The 20,576-nt window shown below is 53.6% G+C and carries 17 protein-coding genes, 1 tRNA gene and 1 pseudogene; 13 read left to right on the forward strand and 6 right to left on the reverse strand.

Annotated features, from left to right (window positions below; translation table 11 throughout):
- The first annotated feature begins 23 nt into the window (after positions 1-23).
- The 9 genes from rfbB to EDE09_RS03395 all read left to right on the forward strand — a co-directional run bounded on the left by rfbB (position 24) and on the right by EDE09_RS03395 (position 10,781).
- On the forward strand, positions 24-1,091 hold the full coding sequence (gene rfbB, locus EDE09_RS03355) for a dTDP-glucose 4,6-dehydratase (RefSeq protein ID WP_105373196.1): 1,068 nt from the start codon (positions 24-26) through the stop codon (positions 1,089-1,091).
- Positions 1,088-2,011 carry a dTDP-4-dehydrorhamnose reductase gene (gene rfbD / locus EDE09_RS03360; protein WP_132408876.1) on the forward strand — a complete coding sequence of 308 codons (924 nt, stop codon included), beginning with the start codon at positions 1,088-1,090 and terminating at the stop codon, positions 2,009-2,011. The genes rfbB and rfbD overlap by 4 nt, the downstream gene beginning before the upstream one ends.
- The gene (gene rfbA, locus EDE09_RS03365) at positions 2,008-2,883 is read left to right on the forward strand and encodes a glucose-1-phosphate thymidylyltransferase RfbA (RefSeq protein WP_105373194.1); all 876 of its coding nucleotides are present in this window, start codon (positions 2,008-2,010) and stop codon (positions 2,881-2,883) included. Before rfbD ends, rfbA begins: the two co-directional genes overlap by 4 nt.
- Before the next feature lie 245 nt (positions 2,884-3,128).
- Entirely contained in the window at positions 3,129-4,340 is a 1,212-nt protein-coding gene (locus EDE09_RS03370; protein ID WP_165924102.1) for a glycosyltransferase family 4 protein, read from the forward strand.
- A gap of 14 nt (positions 4,341-4,354) precedes the next feature.
- Positions 4,355-5,305: a glycosyltransferase family 2 protein gene (locus EDE09_RS03375; protein ID WP_205839352.1), complete on the forward strand. Its 951-nt coding sequence runs from the start codon at positions 4,355-4,357 to the stop codon at positions 5,303-5,305.
- Between the two features lie 264 nt (positions 5,306-5,569).
- Positions 5,570-6,763, forward strand: coding sequence for a hypothetical protein (locus tag EDE09_RS03380; RefSeq protein ID WP_132408880.1), 1,194 nt, complete (start codon positions 5,570-5,572; stop codon positions 6,761-6,763).
- Positions 6,764-6,765: 2 nt separating this feature from the next.
- Positions 6,766-7,419 carry an ATP-binding cassette domain-containing protein gene (locus tag EDE09_RS03385; protein WP_105373191.1) on the forward strand — a complete coding sequence of 218 codons (654 nt, stop codon included), beginning with the start codon at positions 6,766-6,768 and terminating at the stop codon, positions 7,417-7,419.
- Between the two features lie 18 nt (positions 7,420-7,437).
- Positions 7,438-8,718, forward strand: coding sequence for a hypothetical protein (locus EDE09_RS03390; protein WP_112801641.1), 1,281 nt, complete (start codon positions 7,438-7,440; stop codon positions 8,716-8,718).
- Between the two features lie 314 nt (positions 8,719-9,032).
- Complete coding sequence (locus tag EDE09_RS03395) at positions 9,033-10,781, forward strand: glycosyltransferase (protein ID WP_162712494.1); 1,749 nt, start codon at positions 9,033-9,035, stop codon at positions 10,779-10,781.
- A gap of 44 nt (positions 10,782-10,825) precedes the next feature.
- On the opposite strand, the gene EDE09_RS03400 is transcribed toward EDE09_RS03395, so the two are convergent.
- Both EDE09_RS03400 and EDE09_RS03405 read right to left on the reverse strand, forming a co-directional pair.
- Positions 10,826-11,944, reverse strand: a complete 1,119-nt coding sequence (locus EDE09_RS03400; protein ID WP_105373188.1) for a hypothetical protein — start codon at positions 11,942-11,944, stop codon at positions 10,826-10,828.
- 443 nt (positions 11,945-12,387) lie between these two features.
- Positions 12,388-12,744, reverse strand: coding sequence for a hypothetical protein (locus tag EDE09_RS03405; RefSeq protein WP_105373187.1), 357 nt, complete (start codon positions 12,742-12,744; stop codon positions 12,388-12,390).
- Between the two features lie 259 nt (positions 12,745-13,003).
- On the opposite strand from EDE09_RS03405, the gene EDE09_RS03410 reads away from it, so the two are divergent.
- Positions 13,004-13,080: transfer RNA gene (locus EDE09_RS03410), tRNA-Pro, on the forward strand.
- 70 nt (positions 13,081-13,150) lie between these two features.
- Here the strand turns inward: EDE09_RS03410 and istB are convergent.
- From istB to EDE09_RS03425, 3 genes and pseudogenes are all read right to left on the reverse strand, one after another.
- Positions 13,151-13,963, reverse strand: a complete 813-nt coding sequence (gene istB / locus EDE09_RS03415; RefSeq protein WP_132408882.1) for an IS21-like element helper ATPase IstB — start codon at positions 13,961-13,963, stop codon at positions 13,151-13,153.
- A pseudogene (istA, locus tag EDE09_RS03420) lies at positions 13,953-15,479 on the reverse strand (IS21 family transposase). The gene istB and the pseudogene istA overlap by 11 nt, the downstream one beginning before the upstream one ends.
- A gap of 342 nt (positions 15,480-15,821) precedes the next feature.
- Complete coding sequence (locus EDE09_RS03425) at positions 15,822-16,289, reverse strand: DUF4375 domain-containing protein (RefSeq protein ID WP_165924103.1); 468 nt, start codon at positions 16,287-16,289, stop codon at positions 15,822-15,824.
- 623 nt (positions 16,290-16,912) lie between these two features.
- Here EDE09_RS03425 and EDE09_RS03430 point away from each other — a divergent pair.
- The 3 genes from EDE09_RS03430 (at position 16,913) to EDE09_RS03445 (ending at position 19,435) form a co-directional block, all read left to right on the forward strand.
- Positions 16,913-17,386, forward strand: coding sequence for a hypothetical protein (locus EDE09_RS03430; RefSeq protein WP_112802531.1), 474 nt, complete (start codon positions 16,913-16,915; stop codon positions 17,384-17,386).
- A 212-nt stretch (positions 17,387-17,598) separates the two neighbouring features.
- Complete coding sequence (locus EDE09_RS03440) at positions 17,599-18,201, forward strand: nucleotidyltransferase domain-containing protein (protein WP_132408886.1); 603 nt, start codon at positions 17,599-17,601, stop codon at positions 18,199-18,201.
- A gap of 370 nt (positions 18,202-18,571) precedes the next feature.
- Positions 18,572-19,435 (forward strand): TylF/MycF/NovP-related O-methyltransferase, encoded by an 864-nt coding sequence (locus tag EDE09_RS03445; protein ID WP_105375125.1) that lies wholly within the window; start codon positions 18,572-18,574, stop codon positions 19,433-19,435.
- 34 nt (positions 19,436-19,469) lie between these two features.
- Here EDE09_RS03445 and EDE09_RS03450 read toward each other — a convergent pair whose 3' ends face one another.
- A complete protein-coding gene (locus tag EDE09_RS03450; RefSeq protein WP_162712528.1) occupies positions 19,470-20,309 on the reverse strand; it encodes an FkbM family methyltransferase in 840 nt (279 codons plus the stop codon).
- Between the last annotated feature and the right edge of the window lie 267 nt (positions 20,310-20,576).

Below are 20,576 nucleotides of genomic sequence, written 5' to 3' on the forward strand. Positions count from 1 at the left end.
ATACAGAGGAGATACTCAAAAACATGCGGGTGATCGTCACAGGTGGAGCCGGATTTATCGGGTCGGCAGTAGTAAGATATCTCGTCCTTGAGAAAGGCTACGAGGTTCTGAATGTCGACAAACTGACATACGCTGGTACGGAGACTTCACTGAAGGCAACAGGAAATCGGACGAACTATCGTTTCCTGAAAGCCGACATCGGTGACCGTGCAGCAATTACCGAGGCGATTTCTAGCTTCCACCCTGATCGGATCATGCATCTGGCGGCCGAAAGCCATGTGGATCGGTCGATTACGGGTGCGAAGGATTTTATCGATACGAATGTCCTGGGTACGTTCAATATGCTCGAATGTGCCCGGCAGTATTGGATGACACTAGACGATGCCGAAAGGGATGCATTCCGCTTCCTGCATGTCTCTACGGACGAGGTTTATGGATCTCTCAGCGACGGAGGGCTCTTCACCGAAGAGACCCCTTATGATCCGAGTTCGCCGTATTCGGCCTCCAAGGCGGCGTCCGACCACCTGGCCAAGGCCTGGGTGCGGACCTACGGCCTGCCGGTCGTGGTCTCCAATTGCTCCAACAATTACGGCCCCTATCATTTCCCGGAAAAGCTCATCCCGCTGATGATCCTCAACGCGATGGATGGTAAGCCGCTGCCAGTCTACGGCAATGGCGCCAATATCCGGGACTGGCTTTATGTCGAGGATCATGCCCGGGCGCTCGATACAATTGCCGAGCGAGGAAGGGTCGGAGAAACCTACAATGTTGGCGGCCGCAACGAACGTCGCAACATTGATGTGGTCAATCGAATCTGCGAACTGATGGATCAGTTGCGGCCGCGAGATACCTCCCATAGTCGCTTGATTACCTATGTCGCCGATCGGCCGGGGCACGATGCTCGGTATGCGATAGACGCCACCAAGCTGGAGACAGAACTTGGGTGGAGGGCACAGGAAAATTTTGACAGTGGTATCGAGAAGACGGTGCGGTGGTATCTTGAAAATGAATGGTGGTGGCAGCCCTTAAGAAAGGATTATGGCGGCGATCGTCTTGGTCTTTTGGCTTCCAACAAACAGGCTGTGGCATGAATGGCAGCCGGGCACGGATGGTGGTGACTGGCAGGTATGGACAGGTCGTCCAGTCTTTGCTGGAGCGTGGGCGGTATAGTGATCGCTTTGAGGTCATCGCTATCGGCCGCCCGGAGCTGGATTTGTCGGCTCCCGACAGCATTGAAGCAATATTGCGCAACGTCCACCCGGACGTCATCGTCTCGGCTGCTGCCTATACTGCTGTGGACCAGGCAGAGACCGAGGAAGACGCTGCAACCGTTGTTAACGGAGTTGCGGCAGGAAAGATCGCAGCCCTGGCCACCGAGCTCGATGTTCCAGTGATCCATCTTTCCACAGACTACGTCTTCGATGGAAGCAAACCCCTCGCCTATATCGAATCGGATCCTGTGGCTCCGCTTGGAGCCTATGGCCGCTCCAAGCTCGCAGGAGAAAAGGCCGTTGCGGAAGCCACTTCGAACCATGTGATACTCCGCACCGCTTGGGTCTATAGCCCGTTTGGGAAGAATTTTTTGAAAACAATGCTGCGGTTGGCGGAAGGCCGAGACCGCCTGAACGTTGTCGATGATCAAATAGGCAATCCCACCTCAGCGCTCGATATCGCCGATGGGATTTTGAAAGTTGCAGCCAATGTACTGTCTAGCGATGCCTCTGAACTTCGCGGGATCTTCCACATGGCGGGCTCAGGCGAAGCCAGCTGGGCTGATTTCGCTGTTGAAATTTTTGCGCAGTCAGCACTGCACGCTAGGCCCACGGTGGATGTAGCGCGCATCCCATCCAGTCAATATCCGACACAGGCGAAACGACCAGTCAACTCAAAATTAGAATGCAGCAAGCTCGGGGAAATTCACGATGTTCGCCTTCCGGATTGGCGGAAATCCACGGCGAAAACCGTAGCTCGTCTTGCTCAACAACAATACAAGGAGCAGGGACAAGGATGAAAGGCATCATTCTCGCTGGCGGAAGCGGAACGCGGCTTCACCCGATGACCAAGGTGATATCGAAGCAGCTTATGCCCGTCTACGACAAGCCGATGATCTACTATCCGTTGTCGACCCTGATGTTAGCCGGCATTCGTGACATCTTGATCATCTCGACACCGATCGACATGCCTCTGTTTGAACGCCTGTTGGGAGATGGATCGCAATGGGGGATTTCGCTCAGTTATGCCGTCCAGCCGGAACCGGGCGGTTTGGCGCAGGCATATATCATTGCCGCGGATTTCGTAGCGGAAGAACCGTCCTGTCTTATCCTAGGTGATAACATCTTTTATGGCCACGGCATTACGGAGGTGTTCGAGTTGGCAATCGCCAAGCTACAGGGCGCCACTATATTCGCCTATCATGTCGCCGATCCGAAACGCTATGGCGTCGTTGAGTTCGATTCCGCCATGAAGGCTATTTCTATTGAGGAAAAACCAGCTACACCAAGATCCAGCTACGCTGTCACCGGCCTCTATTTTTATGACCGTAACGTGATCGAGATCGCCGCAAATCTCAAGCCGTCGCAGCGAGGTGAACTGGAGATTACTGACGTCAACAAGGCTTATCTTGAAAGAGGGCTTCTCGATGTGAAGATCCTTGGCAGAGGATACGCCTGGTTCGATACAGGCACGCCGGACAGTTTGCTTGAGGCTGCCGAATTTGTAGCTACCCTGGAGCGCCGCCAAGACGTCAAGATCTGCTGTCCAGAGGAGATTGCATTCTCCAGAGGGTTCATTGATCATTCTTCATTATCCAGGCTCGCGGACGCGTACGGAAAAAGCGCCTATGGGCGATATTTACGGGAAAAGGTGCTTTCGGGCGTTATCTAAATGATCAACAATATGCGAACCGTAGAGTGCCTTCCGTAAGACAGTCTTCCTTTCGCTCATCAAAACCTCCTCTGTCAGAGGTATTGTCGTCCGTTGACCTGTAGCTTTGGCACTGGCGCTTGCGAAACATGCTTACGCCACGTATTGCACGAAAGGTGCTTGTTTGCATCTTTGGGTGGACAAACGCCGTATCCATTTTGAAGATTCGAAACCCCGCTTCAGCTGGAACGAAGGAAGGCCGGTTAGTGTCATTGCATTCTATCGCGCGGCGCCTGTGGCGTCTTATGACGCCGCATCGAAAGAGAAAAACGGCGTTCGAGCGCCAAATAAGCCATCTAAAGAGCTTCATAGACTATGCGCCTTCGGGTGGTCGTCCACCGATAGATAGCATTAATCCGTCCCGGCTCCGTATCACATGGGTGATCCCGGATTTCCTGCCCGGAGCCGGTGGGCACATGACGATTTTTCGTATCGCAAGTCATCTAGAAAAGTTCGGCCACGACGTGAGTTTTCTGATTCAAAATCCAAGAGTTCACAAGACCAGCGCCGAGGCGAAGCAAAGCATCAATAAGCACTTTCAGTCATTTTCGGGAACCGTCGAGCTATTTGAGGGCCTTACGCCTGATGCTTCTGGCGATGCGCTGATCGCAACCGATCGTTTTACCTGTTATCCGGTCAATGCCATGGAACGCTTCATACGCAAGTTCTACTTCGTTCAGGATTTCGAGCCGGCCTTCTATCCGGCCGGCACTGAGGCGTTGTTGACCGAGGCTACCTATCATTTCGATTTCGATTGCCTCTGCGCCGGCGACTGGCTGCACAAGCGCATGTCGAAAGATTTCGGTCGGTGGTCTATGTCGTGGCCGCTTGCCTACGACGCGAAGGTATATAATTTGGGTTCGGCGCATCATAAACGTCACCCGGCACGGATCGCTCTTTATGCGCGTTATGTGACGCCTCGCCGGGCGGTTGAGCTTGCATTTATGGCACTAGAAATCCTGCACAAGCGCGGCGTGGAATTCGAAGTCGATTTCTTCGGTTGGAACCTCGGCAACCTCGACCTCGCCTTTCCATATCGTGACCGCGGTATTTTGAACGGTGAGGAACTTGCACAGCTCTATCGCGAGGCCACGATTGGCGTGGTCTTCTCCGTAACCAATCATTCGCTGGTCAACAAGGAAATGATGGCCTGTGGTCTACCGGTGATCGATCTAGATCTCGACACGGTGCGGACGATCTTTCCGGAAGACACGATGGCTTTCGCGAAACCCACACCCCAGGGGATTGCAGATACGATGGAACGGCTACTGAAGAATTGTCAGGAGCGTGATCGTCTCCGACAAGAAGGGTTGTCGCACGTGAGCGGCTATTCCTGGGAGAAATCGGCCCGCATGATAGAGGCAGCGATCCGGGAGCGGGTGCAACAGGCGGTCGAGAGGGGGGATAGGCAGTGGTAAGGCATCGTTGCGCAGTGGTCATTCCGACCAAGAATGCCATGCGCGTGCTACCGAAAGTGCTGGATAAGGTGTTGGCTCAGCGCGTGCCTTGGTCGTATGAGGTCATAGCGATTGACTCCGGTTCCACAGACGGCACCAAGGAATATTTGCGAAGCCTGGATCGGATACGCTATTTGGAAATTGCACCGCATGAATTCGGTCATGGCAAGACCCGCAACCTGGGCGTCCAACTGGCCAATGCCGACTTCGTTGCTTTTCTTACGCACGATGCGGAGCCCGTCGATGCAACATGGCTCGCCGCCCTTGTAGCTGCTGCGGAGCAGGATACGAAGATCGCCGGCGTTTTCGGTCGGCACATAGCCTATTCTACGGCATCACCCTTTACGAAGAACGATTTGGATCGCCATTTCGACGGCTTCCTAGCGCACCGCCTGGTGGTTTCCCGTGATCTCGATTCAGCCAGATACGAGAGGGACCAGGGCTGGCGGCAGCTACTGCACTTCTATTCTGACAATAACTCGCTTTTGCGAAAATCCGTGTGGGAGAAAATCCCTTATCCGGACGTTGAGTTTGCTGAAGACCAGATATGGGCTTCGATGATCATCGAGGCGGGATATCACAAAGCTTATGCTCCGAATGCCGTAGTCTATCATTCCCATGATTATGGGTTCGTAGAGCAGCTGCGCCGAGCTTTTGATGAATCGCGCAACTTTTCCAAGTATTTTGGGTATAAACTGTCGCCCAGTATGCGCCGGACGGTTATTGCTGCCGGGAAGTTCTCCTTGCAGGCCTTCCGGCAGCGTTTGGATGATCAGTACGGAAGGGTTACGCTTCGTCATCGGTTCGAGAGGGCCGGGCAGCGTACAGCACTGGTTGCAGGTCATTACCTCGGTGCACATCACAATCGACTGCCTCGGTTCTTATCCTCACGGCTGTCTCTCGATCAGAAGCTTTTCAAGTCTTAACATTGAAACCGGTCGGAGATCGTGGGCCACGTGGCGCGATGATCAAAATCTATCTTTGAGCTGTCGCCAAAGTTTACGCGTGCCATGGTTATGCCATACCCAAAGGGATATAAGCAGGAGGCCGGGTCCATTGGAATTGGAAGACATATGGCTGGGGCAAGCGCAAGTAGTTAATGGTACAGGGGGACAGATGGTCAAATCTGCCGACGGGCGTACCTAGATCGGAAAATAGAGTGAGACCTTGGGTTTGGGCGGGGAAGATGAATGAGCCTTGAAATTGGCTACGATTCTCGGGAGAAGTCATCCGAGCTAGAAAGCCTTTCCGACAAAGGTTTGTTTTCCCGGCTTTTCAGTTTGTTCTTCACGAAGAGGAATACGCTATTAGCGTTTGTTCTGCTTCCCGGTATTGCGTCTGCCGCTTACTATTTTCTGATCGCAAGCGACCAATATGTGGCCGAAACAAGGATGATCGTTCGGACGATCGGTGTGAGTGACAGGTTTGACAGCTCCGAAAAACGCGAGGGGCGGTCGATGGTCGGCGGAGATTCTCTGACGCAAGATGCGTATGTTGTCGCAAACTATCTCAAGTCTCCCGAGATTGTCCGCAAACTTGATACGCAGATCGGACTGCGGAGCTTTTTCTTAAGGGAGGATATCGACTGGTTATCGCGTCTTTCGACCGATGCGCAATTTGAAGAACTTTATCGGTACTGGATTCGGCATGTCGATACCTATGTAGACGGCCCTTCAGGGATCATTATCTTCACCCTGCGCGCATTTTCTCCAGAGGATTCAGTCGCAATATCGAAAGCTGCCTTGGCTGCAAGTGATGAGATGATCGACAAGATTTCCGAGCGGGCGAAAAAGGATCTTGTGACCCGCGTGGAAGGCGAAGTTAATTCCAGTCTGGAGGAATATCGTGTTGCGCTCGATGAATTGCGTGACTACCAGAATAAGACCGGCATTTTAGATCCGCTTTCGTCTGCCAAGATGCTGAGCGCTGTCATCGGGAAATTAATGGAAGAAAAGCTGCAGCTGACGATCAGCCTGAAGTCTCTGGAGGCTGCCAATGCAGATGATACAGCGCGCGGTCGGGAACTGCGGCGTTCGATTCAAGCTATCGATGACCAAATTCAACTGCGCCAAAACAGCATAGCAGGCCAGGATGCAGTCGACGGAACACAACTATCGGCGAGCCTTACTGAATTCTCGCGTCTCGAAACCCGGCGGATTGTGACGCAGGCGATTTATGAAGCCAATGTCCGCAATCTTGACACCGCCAAATCCACGGCCCTGAAGCGAACCACCTTTATTTCTACTTTTTCCGATCCGCACATGCCGGAGGAATCGGAATATCCGGACCGTCTTTCCAGTTGGATTATTCTCACGGCGGGTCTGTTAACGCTCTGGATGACGGCGACGCTGGTCTGGATGTCTATTGAAGATCATAGGGTGTAGAGGTGATCGCACTCGAAAACGTCACAAAGTTTTACAAGACCGCCGCACATCGGAGATACATCCTTCGAAATCAATCGGTGCATTTTACGGCGGGGCGTTCTTATGGCCTGCTCGGTGTAAATGGAGCGGGCAAGTCCACCACCATGCGGTTGATCTCGGGGGCGGAACTTCCCAACAAGGGGCGCGTGCGCAGACAGGTGCGCGTTTCATGGCCGCTTGGATTCTCCAGCGGCTTGAATCCTTTACTGAGCGGCAAGGAAAATCTCAAATTTGTCGCACGCGCCTATGGTGAGGACTTCAATCGCGTCCTTCGCTTCGTGGCGGAATTTGCCGAGATTGGCAGTTACATCAACGAACCCCTTAGAACATACTCATCGGGGATGGCGGCACGGTTTGCGTTTGGTCTCTCGATGGCGATCGAATTCGATTGCTATTTGGTCGATGAAATTACCGCTGTCGGTGATTCGAATTTTCAGCGCCGTTGCCGGGAGGCGTTTCGTGCAAGACGTCAGAAATCGGATGTCATTATGATCTCGCATGATATGCAGACTATTAAGAACTACTGCGATGTTGCTATCGTTCTAATCGATGGACAAATGGTCCAATTTGATAACGTGGAAGATGGTATTGCAACCTACATGCGTCTCAACCGATAAGGGATAGGCGGAAAGCTCTTGTCGAAGAAAACAAATAAAGACGAAATTCTGTCGATTCAAGCCGCGCCTCTGACTGTTACCGGTCGGAGCCAAAAACTGGCGTCGGCGCTAAGCTCCTATGCGCGTGCTCTTACGTTTGAGAACAGAAGCCGCCGCAATCTCTATCGCCTCGCCGGATTGTCGCCGAGGACGCGAGATCGCGTCTTTTCCTACCTAATAATGTTACTGATCGGCTTGACGTTCGTCCTGCCCATGGCTGGTAGCATTTGCTATTACACTTTCATGGCCAGTCCTGGCTATGCTTCGGAAGTACGGTTCATCGTACGATCATCCACGCCATTTCTTTCGCGTGATAGGTACTCCAGCGACACGATCGAACCAAAGGAGAAGATCGTACAGGATACGGCCATCCTGCTAAATTACCTCGAAAGCCCAGCGATCATTCAGGATATGCAGCGGCAAGTTGACCTTCAAAACTTGTATGGGCGATCAGATATCGATTTCTTTTCTCGCCTGCGGGTCGACGCTACTCAGGAGGAAATGCTCGAATACTGGAAGAGACATGCATCTGTGTCCGTCAATACCAAAAGTGGCATTGTCGAACTAGAAGTGACAGCTTATACGCCGAACGAGGCGAATGAAATGGTGAAGCTTGTACTTCATCTCGCCGAAGCGCAAGTCAACAAACTTAGTTCGGGAATGTGGGATGACCTTCGTTCTGCAACGCAGGAGGATGTTGAACGTGCAACGAAGGAGGTTGCTGACCTTCGCGGCAAGATACAGGAGACACAAAATCAGACAGGCGTTTTCGATATCGATCTCTCCGCGAAACGGATCGAGGATGTCCTGACGACCATCGAGGCGAGTATAGCGGACTTAAAGAGCCGCCGATTGGCTTTGAGCAAGAGCGTCGGGAAGAATGCGCCGCAGATGGCCGATTTGGATAGGCGCATTGCCGCGCAGGAGGAGCAGGCGAGGCAGTTGCGGGCTCAGTCCGCGGGCCAGACCACGGAAGGAGATGGGAACCTTGCCCAATACTCCGCAATGTTTGACAAATTGAAATTAGATTTGTCTATGGCGGAGGGTAGATTGAAATCTGCAATCACCGACCTTGAAAAGGTCAAATTGGTAAGTTCGCTTCAGTTGGTTTATGTTGACAATTTTACCGAGCCGACCGTGCCCGATACGAACAAGTATCCAAGGGTTGCACTGTCTCTTTTTCTGACCTTGCTTGCATGTTTGGCCGTTTGTGGCGCCGCATGCGGTGCCGTTATACTTACTCGCCAGAAATTGGACTGAGACTCATTGTGATTGCGGTTGACCTAGATTGCGCATGCGTGAATGACGGGATGCGATCTTAGTTGGACATGGGCAACCCAGAACAGAATCGTTGCGGGTCAATGAAGTTCATAGCAAGGTTTTTGGCTGTTAGCGGTTCCAATCGCGGACAAAGGTTGGGAAAAGAGCCTCGGGTGCTCTCGGTGCCGGTCACCCACTTGAGGGGCGAACTTATCCGAGTAACGATCTCCAACCAAAGCGCTTCTTGGCCGAACAACGTGCGAATAGCTTTCTTTCGGCAAGATCGAGATCCTTCGCTCGTCTTCCGATCTCCGATGATTGATGCGAACGGACAAGCGACTCTTTATTGCTGGGTTCCTAAGGCCGCCATGACGGTGCAGATCTACGGTGCCGACCAAAAGACTCTGGCGCCGGTTGACCTTTCAATTATGTCTGTAAGGCGTGCCTCCTTGCTGGAGCTGATCATCAGGGCGCTAGCAAAGAATCCCCGGAAATTTGTGGGAATCGGAAAGCTGTTCCTAATTGGTAACCGAAGGGGCGTCTCATTTCGGTTCGCGCGCCTCGCCGAGGAGCTAAATGCCTTGCCATATCGTCTTTGGCTGGATCGGCATTTGAAGAGCGTATCGACATTTGGAGATGCGAAACCGACAGGAAATGTTATCGTTCTTATCACGCTGGAAATGGCGTCAAATGTCCAAACTGCGGTGACTGAGAATTCTCTCGCGCGCCAGGCATTTCGAAATTGGCGTAAGGTCGAGAGAGGGGATCTGCCTTTGTTTCGGTCGAGCGGGGCCAGCCACGAATTCCTGTGGCTGCCTTTACCTGCCGGCGCCGTGCTCGCCGAAGAGGCACTAGAAGAATTGGTAAAACCATTCTCCTCGCCCGAGGTCTCGGTCGTCTATCCGGATGAAGATCGCCTAGGTTTCGGAGGCAGGCGCCACAGTCCTTTTTTCAAGCCGGCCTGGAGCCCGCTTCTCGCTAAATCCGGCTGGCTGCCGCTTGACGCAGCTCTAATTCGTTTGTCGTCTATTCCGCACGAGATCGATATCTCGAATGCTCTTGTGAAGGATGTAATCTTATCGGTTGCTGAACCTTTTGCCCGCTCTGTCCTTCACGTGCCGAAAGTCCTGCTTTCTCGGACGATAACGAGAATTCGCACAAATGGTCCGGAACGTCCCGCAATTAGCGAGAATTGGCGTCCGAAAGTCACGATCATCATTCCTAGTCGCGACCGTCTTGATCTTTTGTCGGCATGCATGGAGGGTTTGCGGGACCGAACAAAGGGCGCTGAACTTGATATCATCATCATCGATAATGACAGCCGTGAACCAGCTACCCTTGCCTATCTTCGCGAATTGCAGACAGAGGGTCGGGCGCGAGTGATTAACATGCCAGGCGAGTTCAATTTTGCTCGCGCATGCAACGTAGGAGTTGCCGCCGCCCGACATGACCTCATCTTGCTGCTAAACAATGACGTGGACCCCATTTCTCCCGATTGGCTAGTGCAGATGGCTTGGGAGTTGAGCGACGAAACGGTGGGCGCTGTCGGTGCTTATCTGCTTTACCCTGATGGTTTCGTCCAGCATGCAGGTGTAACACTTGGAGCTGGATCGATTGCGCGGCACAGTTTCAGTTTCATCCATCCCGAAGGAGGAGAAGATCGTGGGCTTCTCCGTGAGCGGCGTGATGTTTCGGCTGTGACAGGAGCCTGCATGCTGACCACTAGATCACTTTGGCAGGCAGTGGGAGGCATGGACGAAGAGCATCTTACGGTAGCTTTCAATGACGTCGATTATTGCTTGAAATTGCGCCGGATGAGGAGGCGTATCATTTGGACGCCCTTTGCAAAGCTTTGGCACCGCGAGTCTGTTTCGCGAGGCAAAGATGACACTGATGTCAAACTGCGACGTTTTGCACGTGAAGAAGCGGTGATGTTCCAGCGTTGGGGTACGTCTTTGAAAAACGACCCTTTCCACAATCCCAATCTTTCCAAAATTGCCGAAGACTTCGTGCTGGAAGCTTTTCCAGAAGATCTGGCAGCGCGTGGCCCATCGCTGCCGTGAATGGCTAAACGCCTAGCAAAAAAGGCAGGACGACTGCTGTTTCCTTACCACGCCTCGGCCGATGCGACGAGACCGGGGATGGTAAAATCCGCTTCGGAACGGAGTTTGACAAGGGCGGCTCTGGTGGCAAGTCGCGCTTTTTCTCGGGTTGTGTCCGAATTAATCAGAGTTTCGATGGCGAGGCGCCATGACTGAGGTGTATTCTCAACCAGAAGTTCATCTTGGTGTCGGTTGCGCTCATAGGCGGTAACATTGGAAAAAACCGCTGCAGCGCCCTGCCGGCACACGTCCATCCGCTTCGTGTCAGCCCTTGCATCATTGACCAAGCCAGCGAGCAGTGGCACCAGGGCGATGTCCAAACGGCCATAGTCAGTTCGTTGCGAGAATTGCGTCCACGGCACGACGGAAGCGAAGCGGATCTGAGGGGTAGTCGCAGCAAGTCGTTCCCACAGGTGTCTTACTCGTCGGTCCGCCGCCACTTCGAACGTGACGTGCGGATACTGAGCTAAGAGCTCTGGGATGAACGACGCCAGAAAAGCATGTTCCTTGATATGAATTCCTGTTGCATAGTAGCCCATCGTTATCCCACCATCGGATGGTGGACGTACTAGGACTTCTCCGATATCCTCCCGGCGCGGCAGCGGAGGTAGAAGCCTTACTGCTTGGTTGTCGGCGGCCAGTCGCGCAGCAAGCGGCGGTGTCGATGCCCATATTATGTCAAGCTTGCCGCGGAGCCTAACCATTGGCGCCACATGCCAGCGGACTAGAGAAAACCTATATGGAAACGTGGCTTCGACCCCTGTGATTACGGCTGGGATGTCGTCGTCGACGAGCATCCCAATTCCACATAGGTCGCTTTGATTCTGGTTCAGCCAGTTCACATGCTTTGCACGCAGATAGCGACAGATAATGACGAATGCGCCGGCGGGGTCGATGTCGTCCAGATTGTCGTGGTCAATGCACCGGACAATCACGGGTATTCGCCTGGAATAATACGTAAGCCGGTCCTCGAGATAGTAGGCGAAGGTCGGGTTGGCGTTTTTTCGGAAAACGATGATCGATCGAGGTTTGAAAGTGGCTGGCGTCTTTTCCTTTGTCTTGCCCTTTGGGACGACTTGGGCAAGCTTTAGATGGAGTTTGGACTTTAACTCGTTCAGCATCATCGATTGAGACTACTCGGAATATGGCCGCGGCTGAGATTGTGAGTGGAGTTTCTTTTTGCTGAATCACGTCTGCAAGCCACTTGGAGACACCGTGTCATTTCGTCCTCGGCCAGGATGTAAAGTCTGCAAAAGTGACGTGTCGGCGACATTTTGTGGTCCAACGTTTTGAAGGAAGACCGGCAGCTTGTCTTTCTGATCCTAGTTCAGGTGTTTAACACAATGTGGCTCCAGGTGTTGCAGTCATGGAGCATGATCGAGCCATCAGCATCGGCGGTATTTTTATCCCTATCGGCATTTTACGCAACTGATGATGATCCAACTTAGTCCGGTGCCGGAGTGAGTTTAAGGAGGGTGCGGGCACTTCCCTAAGCCATGAAATTGTCGGCATCTTTCTCCGCAGATAATCCTTTGAATGAGGTTTCACCGCTCCGCCTGGGCTCTCATTACTTCGCCGTCAGCAATTCCGTGCAGTAGCTCGGTCCGTTGGTGCCGGGGCGATCAGAAACGATCGTGATTTCGCGAATGATGTAGTTGTCTGAGACGCTGATCTTTGCGGAGCAACTGACGCTAGCGACACGACCGTTCTGCTGTTTGATGCGGTTATAGCCACCACGCCAGTTGTAAACGGTGGAGGAGCCTTCACCACTGTCGCTGATCGGCGGGCTGAATTTCGCGAAAAACTCGCCAGCCGAATGTCCGACCCAGCGCGCGTTAATCGGATTGCCACCGACGCTGGCGGTGGTGCAGCCAGCCTGCCCCAAGGCAATAAGTGCGGTGCAGATGATGATGCGACGGCTCATGGTTCCAAAGTCCTTATTATTCTCCAGCGCCCGGTGGAATGCGCCTGCGAATCGCACGTAACAGATTCTGTGATAAGGCAGGGAGAGCACCGGAGGCTCCCCTCCGCACTATGGACATCATAATTTGAGGGCGCCGCTTTTTTGCAACGCTTTGTTTTTCACCTCAAGGCTCCAAAACGAGTAATAATTCCGTCGTCATTTTTACGCGACGACGCTTGTGGAAAGAAAAATGCTGGTCTATAGAAACCCCCGCTGGTCACGGAGTGTAGCGCAGTCTGGTAGCGCACCACGTTCGGGACGTGGGGGTCGAGTGTTCGAATCACTCCACTCCGACCAGCTTGAATTGATTGATGTTGATTACCACTAAGAACTGACCCGGCGTTTCCACCGAGAATTGACCCGCCTGTTAGGTATGTTTCGGGTCTGCGGTCGTGGTCAAGTTCCTCGTTTTCTCCTTTGTCTTTTTGGGCTCGTGCGCTGAGCTGTTCTTGAAGCGGAAGCTGTCGTTTCCGGTTTCCAGGATGTGGCAATGATGCGTGAGCCGGTCCAGCAGCGCTGTAGTCATCTTGGCATCACCAAACACGCTGGCCCACTCGCTGAAGCTCAGGTTGGTGGTGATGATGACGCTCGTGTGCTCGTAGAGCTTACTCAGCAGATGGAACAGCAGCGCACCGCCTGAAGCACTGAACGGCAGGTAACCGAGCTCGTCGAGGATGACGAGATCGGAGTGTGCCAGGCGGTTGGCGATCTGGCCTGGACGACCTTGGGATTTCTCCTGCTCGAGGGCGTTGACCAACTCCACGGTCGAGAAGAACCGAACCCGCTTGTGATGATGTTCGATGGCCTGGACCCCGATGGCCGTCGCGATATGCGTCTTGCCCGTGCCGGGACCGCCGACCAGGACAATGTTGTTGGCCTCGTCGAGGAAGTCGCAGCGATGAAGCTGGCGGACCAGCGCCTCGTTGATCTCACTGCTGGTGAAGTCGAAGCCATTCAGATCACGATAGGCTGGAAAGCGTGCTGTCTTGAGCTGGTAGGCCGTCGATCGCACTTCACGTTCCGCGGTCTCCGCCTTTAGGAGCTGTGACAGGATCGGGATGGCGGCCTCGAACGCCGGCGATCCTTGTTCGGTGAGCTCGCCAACGGCCTGGGCCATGCCGTGCATCTTCAGTTGCCGCAGCATGATGACGATAGCGCCACTTGCTGGATTATGACGCATGACGGGCCTCCGTCTTTCTCAGCGCATCGTAACGTTCGACATTCGCCTTGGGCTCATTGGTGAGCGTCAAGGCTTGCGGCGCATCGATGGTCGGCGGCGTGAAGGATTTGCCATCGACAAGGCGATGCAGCAGGTTCAGCACATGCGTCTTGGTCGGAACGCCGGACTTCAGCGCCATATCGACCGCCGACAGGACGGCCTGTTCATCCTGTTGAAGGACGAGCGCCAGGATATCGACCATCTCCCGGTCGCCGCCCGGCTTCTTGAGCAGGTGTTGCTGCAAGGCCCGGAATGCATCGGGGAGTTGGGCGAACGGTGCGCCATTGCGAAGCGCACCTGGCTTGCGCTGCACGACCGCCAGATAATGCCGTCAATCGTAGATCGTCTGGCCCGGCCGGTCGTGGGAGCGATCAACAACGCGACGATGCTCGCAAACGATCTGTCCTTCTGCGGCGACCACAATACGGTCTGGGTAAACCCGGAGGCTTACCGGCCGATTGGCGAAGGACGCCGGGACGCTGTAGCGATTGCGCTCCAGATGCACGAGGCAGGTCGGTGAGACACGTTTGGTGTATTCGACAAACCCATCGAACGGCCGGGTAATGGGCATGAGCGCAGGTGCTTCCTCCGCCCAGATGTCGGCAATGGAGCCATGCATTTGACCGTGCGGGGTCTGTGCCCAGAACTCCTTGCAGCGCTGCTCGAGCCAGTCGTTCAGAGCATCCAGCGATGGAAAGCGCGGCGTTGGCTGCCACAGACGATGACGCGCGTCCTGAACGTTCTTCTCGACCTGTCCCTTCTCCCAGCCAGAAGCCGGATTGCAGAACTCAGGTTCGAACAGGTAGTGGCTGGCCATCGCCTGGAAACGGACGTTGACGTCACGCTCTTTGCCACGGCCGACCTTGTCGATCGCGGTGCGCATGTTGTCGTAGATGCCACGGCCAGGGATGCCTCCAAACACGCGGAATGCATGGTTGTGGGCGTCGAAGAGCATCTCGTGGGTTTGCAGCAGATAGGCCCGCACGATGAAGGCGCGGCTGTAGCTCAGCTTCGTGTGCGCCACCTGCAGCTTGGTGCGCTCATTGCCGATGATGGCCCAGTCTTCCGACCAGTCGAACTGGAAGGCTTCGCCGGGGTCAAACGCCAGGGGCACATATGTCCCGCGACCCGTCGTCTGCAATTCCCTCTGGCGATCATCACGCCATTCCCGGGCAAATGCCGCCACCCGATTATAGGAACCCTCATAGCCGAGGCTCGTCAGATCGGCATGCAACTGCTTCATCGTCCGCTTCTGTTTGCGGTTCTTCTTGGATTCGGTCTTCAGCCAGGCCGACAACCGATCTGCAAACGGATCAAGCTTGCTCGGCCGCTCCGGAACCTTGAACTTCGGCTCCACGCCGTCCAGTCGCAGATATTTGCGGATCGTATTCCGGGACAGGCCGGTCCTTCGGCAAATCTCCCGGATCGATAGATGCTCTCGAAAATGCCAGCGTCGGATCACGCTCAATAACGCCATGTCGATCACTCCATAGCCCCCGCTGAAAACATGCGAGGGAAGGTTGGAACATGGGTCAATTCTCAATGGAAATATCAGGCCACGCCGGGTCAGTTCTCAGTGGCAATCAACAGGGAGCCCATTCTGGGCAGCGCAGCGCGAGGTTCTCGCAGTCGTGCGGCCAGGATCGACACATTATCGATTTGTCACCGGAGGAAACTGCCTCGACGTCATTTCACCAGACGAACCTTCCTTCTCCTGGGTTTCTTAGACGTATGGTTGAGGCGTGAGGCGTGTCTAGCCCGGCCTGGGACCGATCCCTGCCTGGGGCTGCAATGGGGCTTCGACATACCGGTGAGCAAATCACTTCAATAAGCGGTTCTTCCTCGCATAAGTTTCGCGCGCGAAGATGTATTCTTTGCTCCAAACGTCGATGGAGACGTAGCCGTTGTCCAGCATGATCTGGAGCCTTGGATCGTTGTGGATTTGATCCATCCGATCAATTTGAATGCGAGGAAATTGCGCCCCGAATCCCTCGATGATCTGCCCGATGATATCCGCGTATTCGGGCAAGAGCATTTCCTGCAGGGCGTCACGAACAGTCGGAGCCAGAGCACCGGAGGAATTATCGAAGAACTGCTGGAGGCCGCCGTTTGCAACCTCACCGTCGAAGATAACTGTGGCGTAGAGATATACATGAGGCTGGCCGAGGCGAATAACCGTCACCGGTATGAGCTGATCTTCTATGGAAATCCCGTCTTTGGCCTGTTCTATCGCCTGCTTTAGAAGCCAATCATCGAGTGAACCCAGATCATCGTAGGTCGTTGTCATAGTGCTTCCAGAAAACGGGTTTCCATAGTTAACCTCTATGCGAAAAATATCCCGCCACACCTGACCCCAAGCTGCCCCCACATGCATCTAAGTATGAAGCGTGGGACTAGACCTGCTCCGAATCTGCGGTAGTCTCAAGATACCAACGAAACACATTGCGTCGCGTGGATCGCCGCCGCTGGCTTTGTACGAATTCAGGTGCTGGCCGAAGCTGGACTGGCCTTCACCAACGAAATCGCAGTCCTTCTGCAGCGCTCGAAACTGCGTCAATGCGACCGCTGCTGTTTGCTCGACCCGTTCACGCCATGAGAGGGCAGATGAAACGAAAGGGAAGGTATCGACCTCAATCCAATAAAGCTCACATATAGCCTCAGGGAATCGGAACTGCAATTGCCCACCAATGCTCACCAGTCCAGCGAGCCGCGCTGCTTCGATAACGGCAGGGATGTCACAAACTGGCCAAGCCCACTCATTTCCGCGCAAGCGGCCATTTTCCCGTAGTTTTTCGGGCAGTGATATCTCAGGCGATCTCGTCATCAAGCTAGCATCACATATTGGCGGAAAGGGTGTAAAGGTCAGCAGATGAATCCACGGTTGCCGGTTCGAAACTTTGGGGTGAACGCTTGCTTGGCCCGCTTTTGATTTTTGCCTTACTTTCCACAGACCTAAACTCGGATCGCTTCTCCCTCTCGAAAGATCTGCTTCCGTTTGGCGTGCCATCTGAGTTTGCTGACGGTCGGTCGCCGGTTCTTACCTCGGAAGAGCTGCTGGCCTGCTTCAATAGATACGCTGCGGTGGAAAGGCAGCGCCTGCATCTGGGTGTGAAGCGTGCGACCTTGGCTGTCGAAGAATCATCCAGTGTCATCAACAAGCAGCAGCGTGAAAAAAGCGCCCCGAAAGATGATTTGGACAGGCAGTTGGACGAGATCGAAAGGTCGGTTGCCGAACAGAATAATTTGATGAAGAACACTCGCGAGTTCTTGCTGCTCAGGACCAAGTTTTTCAAGGGATATCTTGCCTTTGCCGAGGAGTGTGGTTCAAAAACCTACCGCTCTTCCGACGTGCGGGCGATTTTTCCGAATGGTGTCCCGGAGTAACTAAAAGACTGGTTGGCTGCGGAGGCGAACGGTGACTGGAAATCCTATACGGGAGGCAAGTCGGATTTTGTCGCGTCGATTGTCGAGCAAGCTGCTCCACGTAGCTTGTGGTCCAGGGACTTTGCCGAAGCTGTGAGCCCAGCTAATCTTCATGCATGGGAACACCAATCACACAGGATGATCTGGAAAGGGCGAGGGAAGGGCTGCTTACGATGGCGGTTGGCTGGTTCAAGAGCGACGTGAGCGTCCTGGGGATTTTCCTTGGAGGCTCAGTCGCCGCTGAAAGCGCCGACGCCTATTCCGATATTGACCTGCGCATTGTGGTGGCATCGGAGCAGCATTCACAGTTCGTAGAGAAGCGACGCGAAATTCCAGCGCAGTGGCCCGGCTTCCTCTTCAACGAAAGGCTTCCGAACACGCCGCACTGTGTATCGCACTTCTTGCCGTTCGGGAAGATCGACATCTTTTATTTTGACGCTGCCAGACTTGTACCCTCGCCATGGTACCGGCTCCCGATCAGAATTTTGCACGACCCGACGGGTATTGTCGCGGAGGTGGTGGAGCAATCGGCAGGGCTGACGTTTGCGGTTAGGGCGGACGAGTTAGATATCTCCATCAGCAAGGGCTTGGCCGCAGCTCAAGAGACATATCGGCGAGCAAAACGTGGGGAGCTGTTTTACGCACAGACCCTTTTGGACGAACTGAAGCCGCCGCCTGGGGACCATTTCTTTTTAGAAAGAGGGCACGGTCAGAAGAATTTGGTCTCTGCGTACCCTACTTTAACAGGCTCGTATCAGGCACTGGTTCGAACATAGGAATGCCTGGACAGGCAACGTCGGCAAACACGCCTGCCTAAGGGTTCAGGTTTCCTCCGATGAGAAAACGCTGACTGCGGTCATCTCCGCAGAAAGTCATTTCTCAACAACAAAGGCCAGCGGCACGTCGCCCTTACCACTCTTACCTTCGACCAAGGCAGTGATGCAGGCGGCAGGTTGCTGGGCGGAGGCGCTAGCGGTCTGATCCCGGTCACGGCACTTCAATGGTAAATAACAGTTCGTCGGCGACTTTAAATTTCATGCTGAGGTTTGAAGAGGTCAAGCAGGTTGCGCAACCTAGACACTTTTTACACGTTGTGCGAATTACGAGCGCTGATAGATTTCTCAGCGTGATCGAAAGGGTCTTATTGTGAGCTTCATCCAAAGGTCGACCTCCTCTATTCAAGATGTATTGTCTCAGATTTTGGACGAAGAAAGGTGGCCACAGGTAGAATCGTTCCTTCGCAAGTCAGTCAAAGTGGTCGCTGACGAGCTTCAGAAAACACAGGCTGAAGGAGGCGTCAGGATAGATGTTAAGAGCCTCGTGAGAGATCTTTCGTCTGGGCCGTTGAACGCTGAGTTGCAAAATTTCTACAGCCGAAATCATCGCTTTGTGGCGATGTTGGAGGAAAAGAATCGCCGCGCAGCAGTCGAGACATACGACTTTGTCGACAAGGAAATGCCTCAGGCACAGTTCATCCAAAACCAGATGTCGGTGATTCAGTCTCGCCGTGACGAGATCACGCGCCTGAACGGGTCTATTCTCGACTTAGGTGTTTATAAGGGGAGCAGCACCAGAACGCTTGCCGGAATATTCCCGGATCGTAGCATTCATGGGTTCGATTCATTTGAGGGTCTGCCAGAGGATTGGGCAGGGTCATTGAAGGGAAGCTTCGGGGAGGTGAAGGGGGTCCTCCCTAATATGCCGGCAAACGTCCGCCTCTACAAAGGATGGTTCGAAGATACGCTTCCCGGATGGTTCGAAGAAAACAAAACGAGTCCGATCTCATTGCTCCGCGTTGACTGCGATCTTTACTCCTCAACCAAGACCATCTTCGATGTGCTTGGCTCTCTCGTCAAATCCGGCACTTGGATCGTGTTCGATGAATTGATCGGATATCGCGGGTTCAAGGACCATGAATATAAGGCATTCATGGAATTTAAGGCGAAGACTGGAATTCAATTCGAATATGTGTCATTCGGCCTGACCTATGCGCTCGGATACGTGAAGTAAACCTCATGGCAATCCTCCCCGTTTAGCGGGGGGATTACCCCTCAGCAAACTGCCCCAGCTTTGGTGGTGGCAAAACGTACAGGTCAACCCATCCCTTTTCGTTCATTGCAAGCTTGCGAACATAGGAGACAAATTCTTCTTCGCATCCCGGGGTCAACGGGGCTCCGATTAGATCACTTAACGTCAAGCAATTCCAGCGCTGCCTACCAGGGCTCTCATATACAGCATAACGGGCCGTCAAGGCCTGTAGGAATTCGACTGGGTCAGTAGACTGGCTGTCCATCCAATAGGGCGCAAATTCCGTCTTTATGAACCAGTTTTTATGCGTAGAGAGGAATTCGCGGCCGCCAGCAAATACTCTCTCTTCCCATCCCTGAGTGTCGATCTTGATGTAAACTCCTTCGTTTGCTTTAACGTCCTTCGTCAACATGTCCAGTGTAAGGACGTCAGTTTGAACGATCGACCAGCCGGGCTGCGCAATAACGCGACTGTCTTGAGAAGATTTCTCGTTAACGCCGAATGCTGACTTTTTGACCGACGGACTGTTCGAAACGATTGCGGAGTAAAAATGATCAAAGTGTATACCATTAGAGGCAAAATTATCAGCAACGAACTCCGCGAGCCATGGGATGGGTTCTACGAGTATCAACCTGCATGATGGAAAAGCGCGTCGCATTAACATTCCAGTGTAGCCGTAATTTGCACCGACATCGATGCAAACTTTTGGGTCAATAGTGTTACGGAGAACTGAATAGAACGAGCTATGAAACTCTTCAAAATGGCCTCGGCCATAATAGTGCGTGCCTCCAGAATCTCCCTTTCTGAACGTGACAGTGAGGTCCCCTATTTCCACACTTCCAAGTTCCGATGTCATGTCGAATTCCTCTAGAGCTCTGGATTGCTGCACGCTGACAGGCCTAGCGTGAACTAATATCACCATAACCAACAGGTCGAAAAGGCCACCAACGATATCCCGAGAGATGGCGCAGCCGGCACCGCTTATCCCGTTGGATCGGGAGCGGAAGTCCACGCAGGTCAGCGCCAGTTTGACGTGCTCCCCGTTTTTGGGCCAGCGCGAGCTGGAATTTTCCGGGGTTAAAGCTCATGTCGGCGGGGATGCCGATGAGCTGTTCATGAGCGA

Origin of the sequence: Neorhizobium sp. S3-V5DH, from assembly GCF_004343065.1 — a bacterium.
GTDB classification, from domain to species: domain Bacteria; phylum Pseudomonadota; class Alphaproteobacteria; order Rhizobiales; family Rhizobiaceae; genus Neorhizobium; species Neorhizobium huautlense.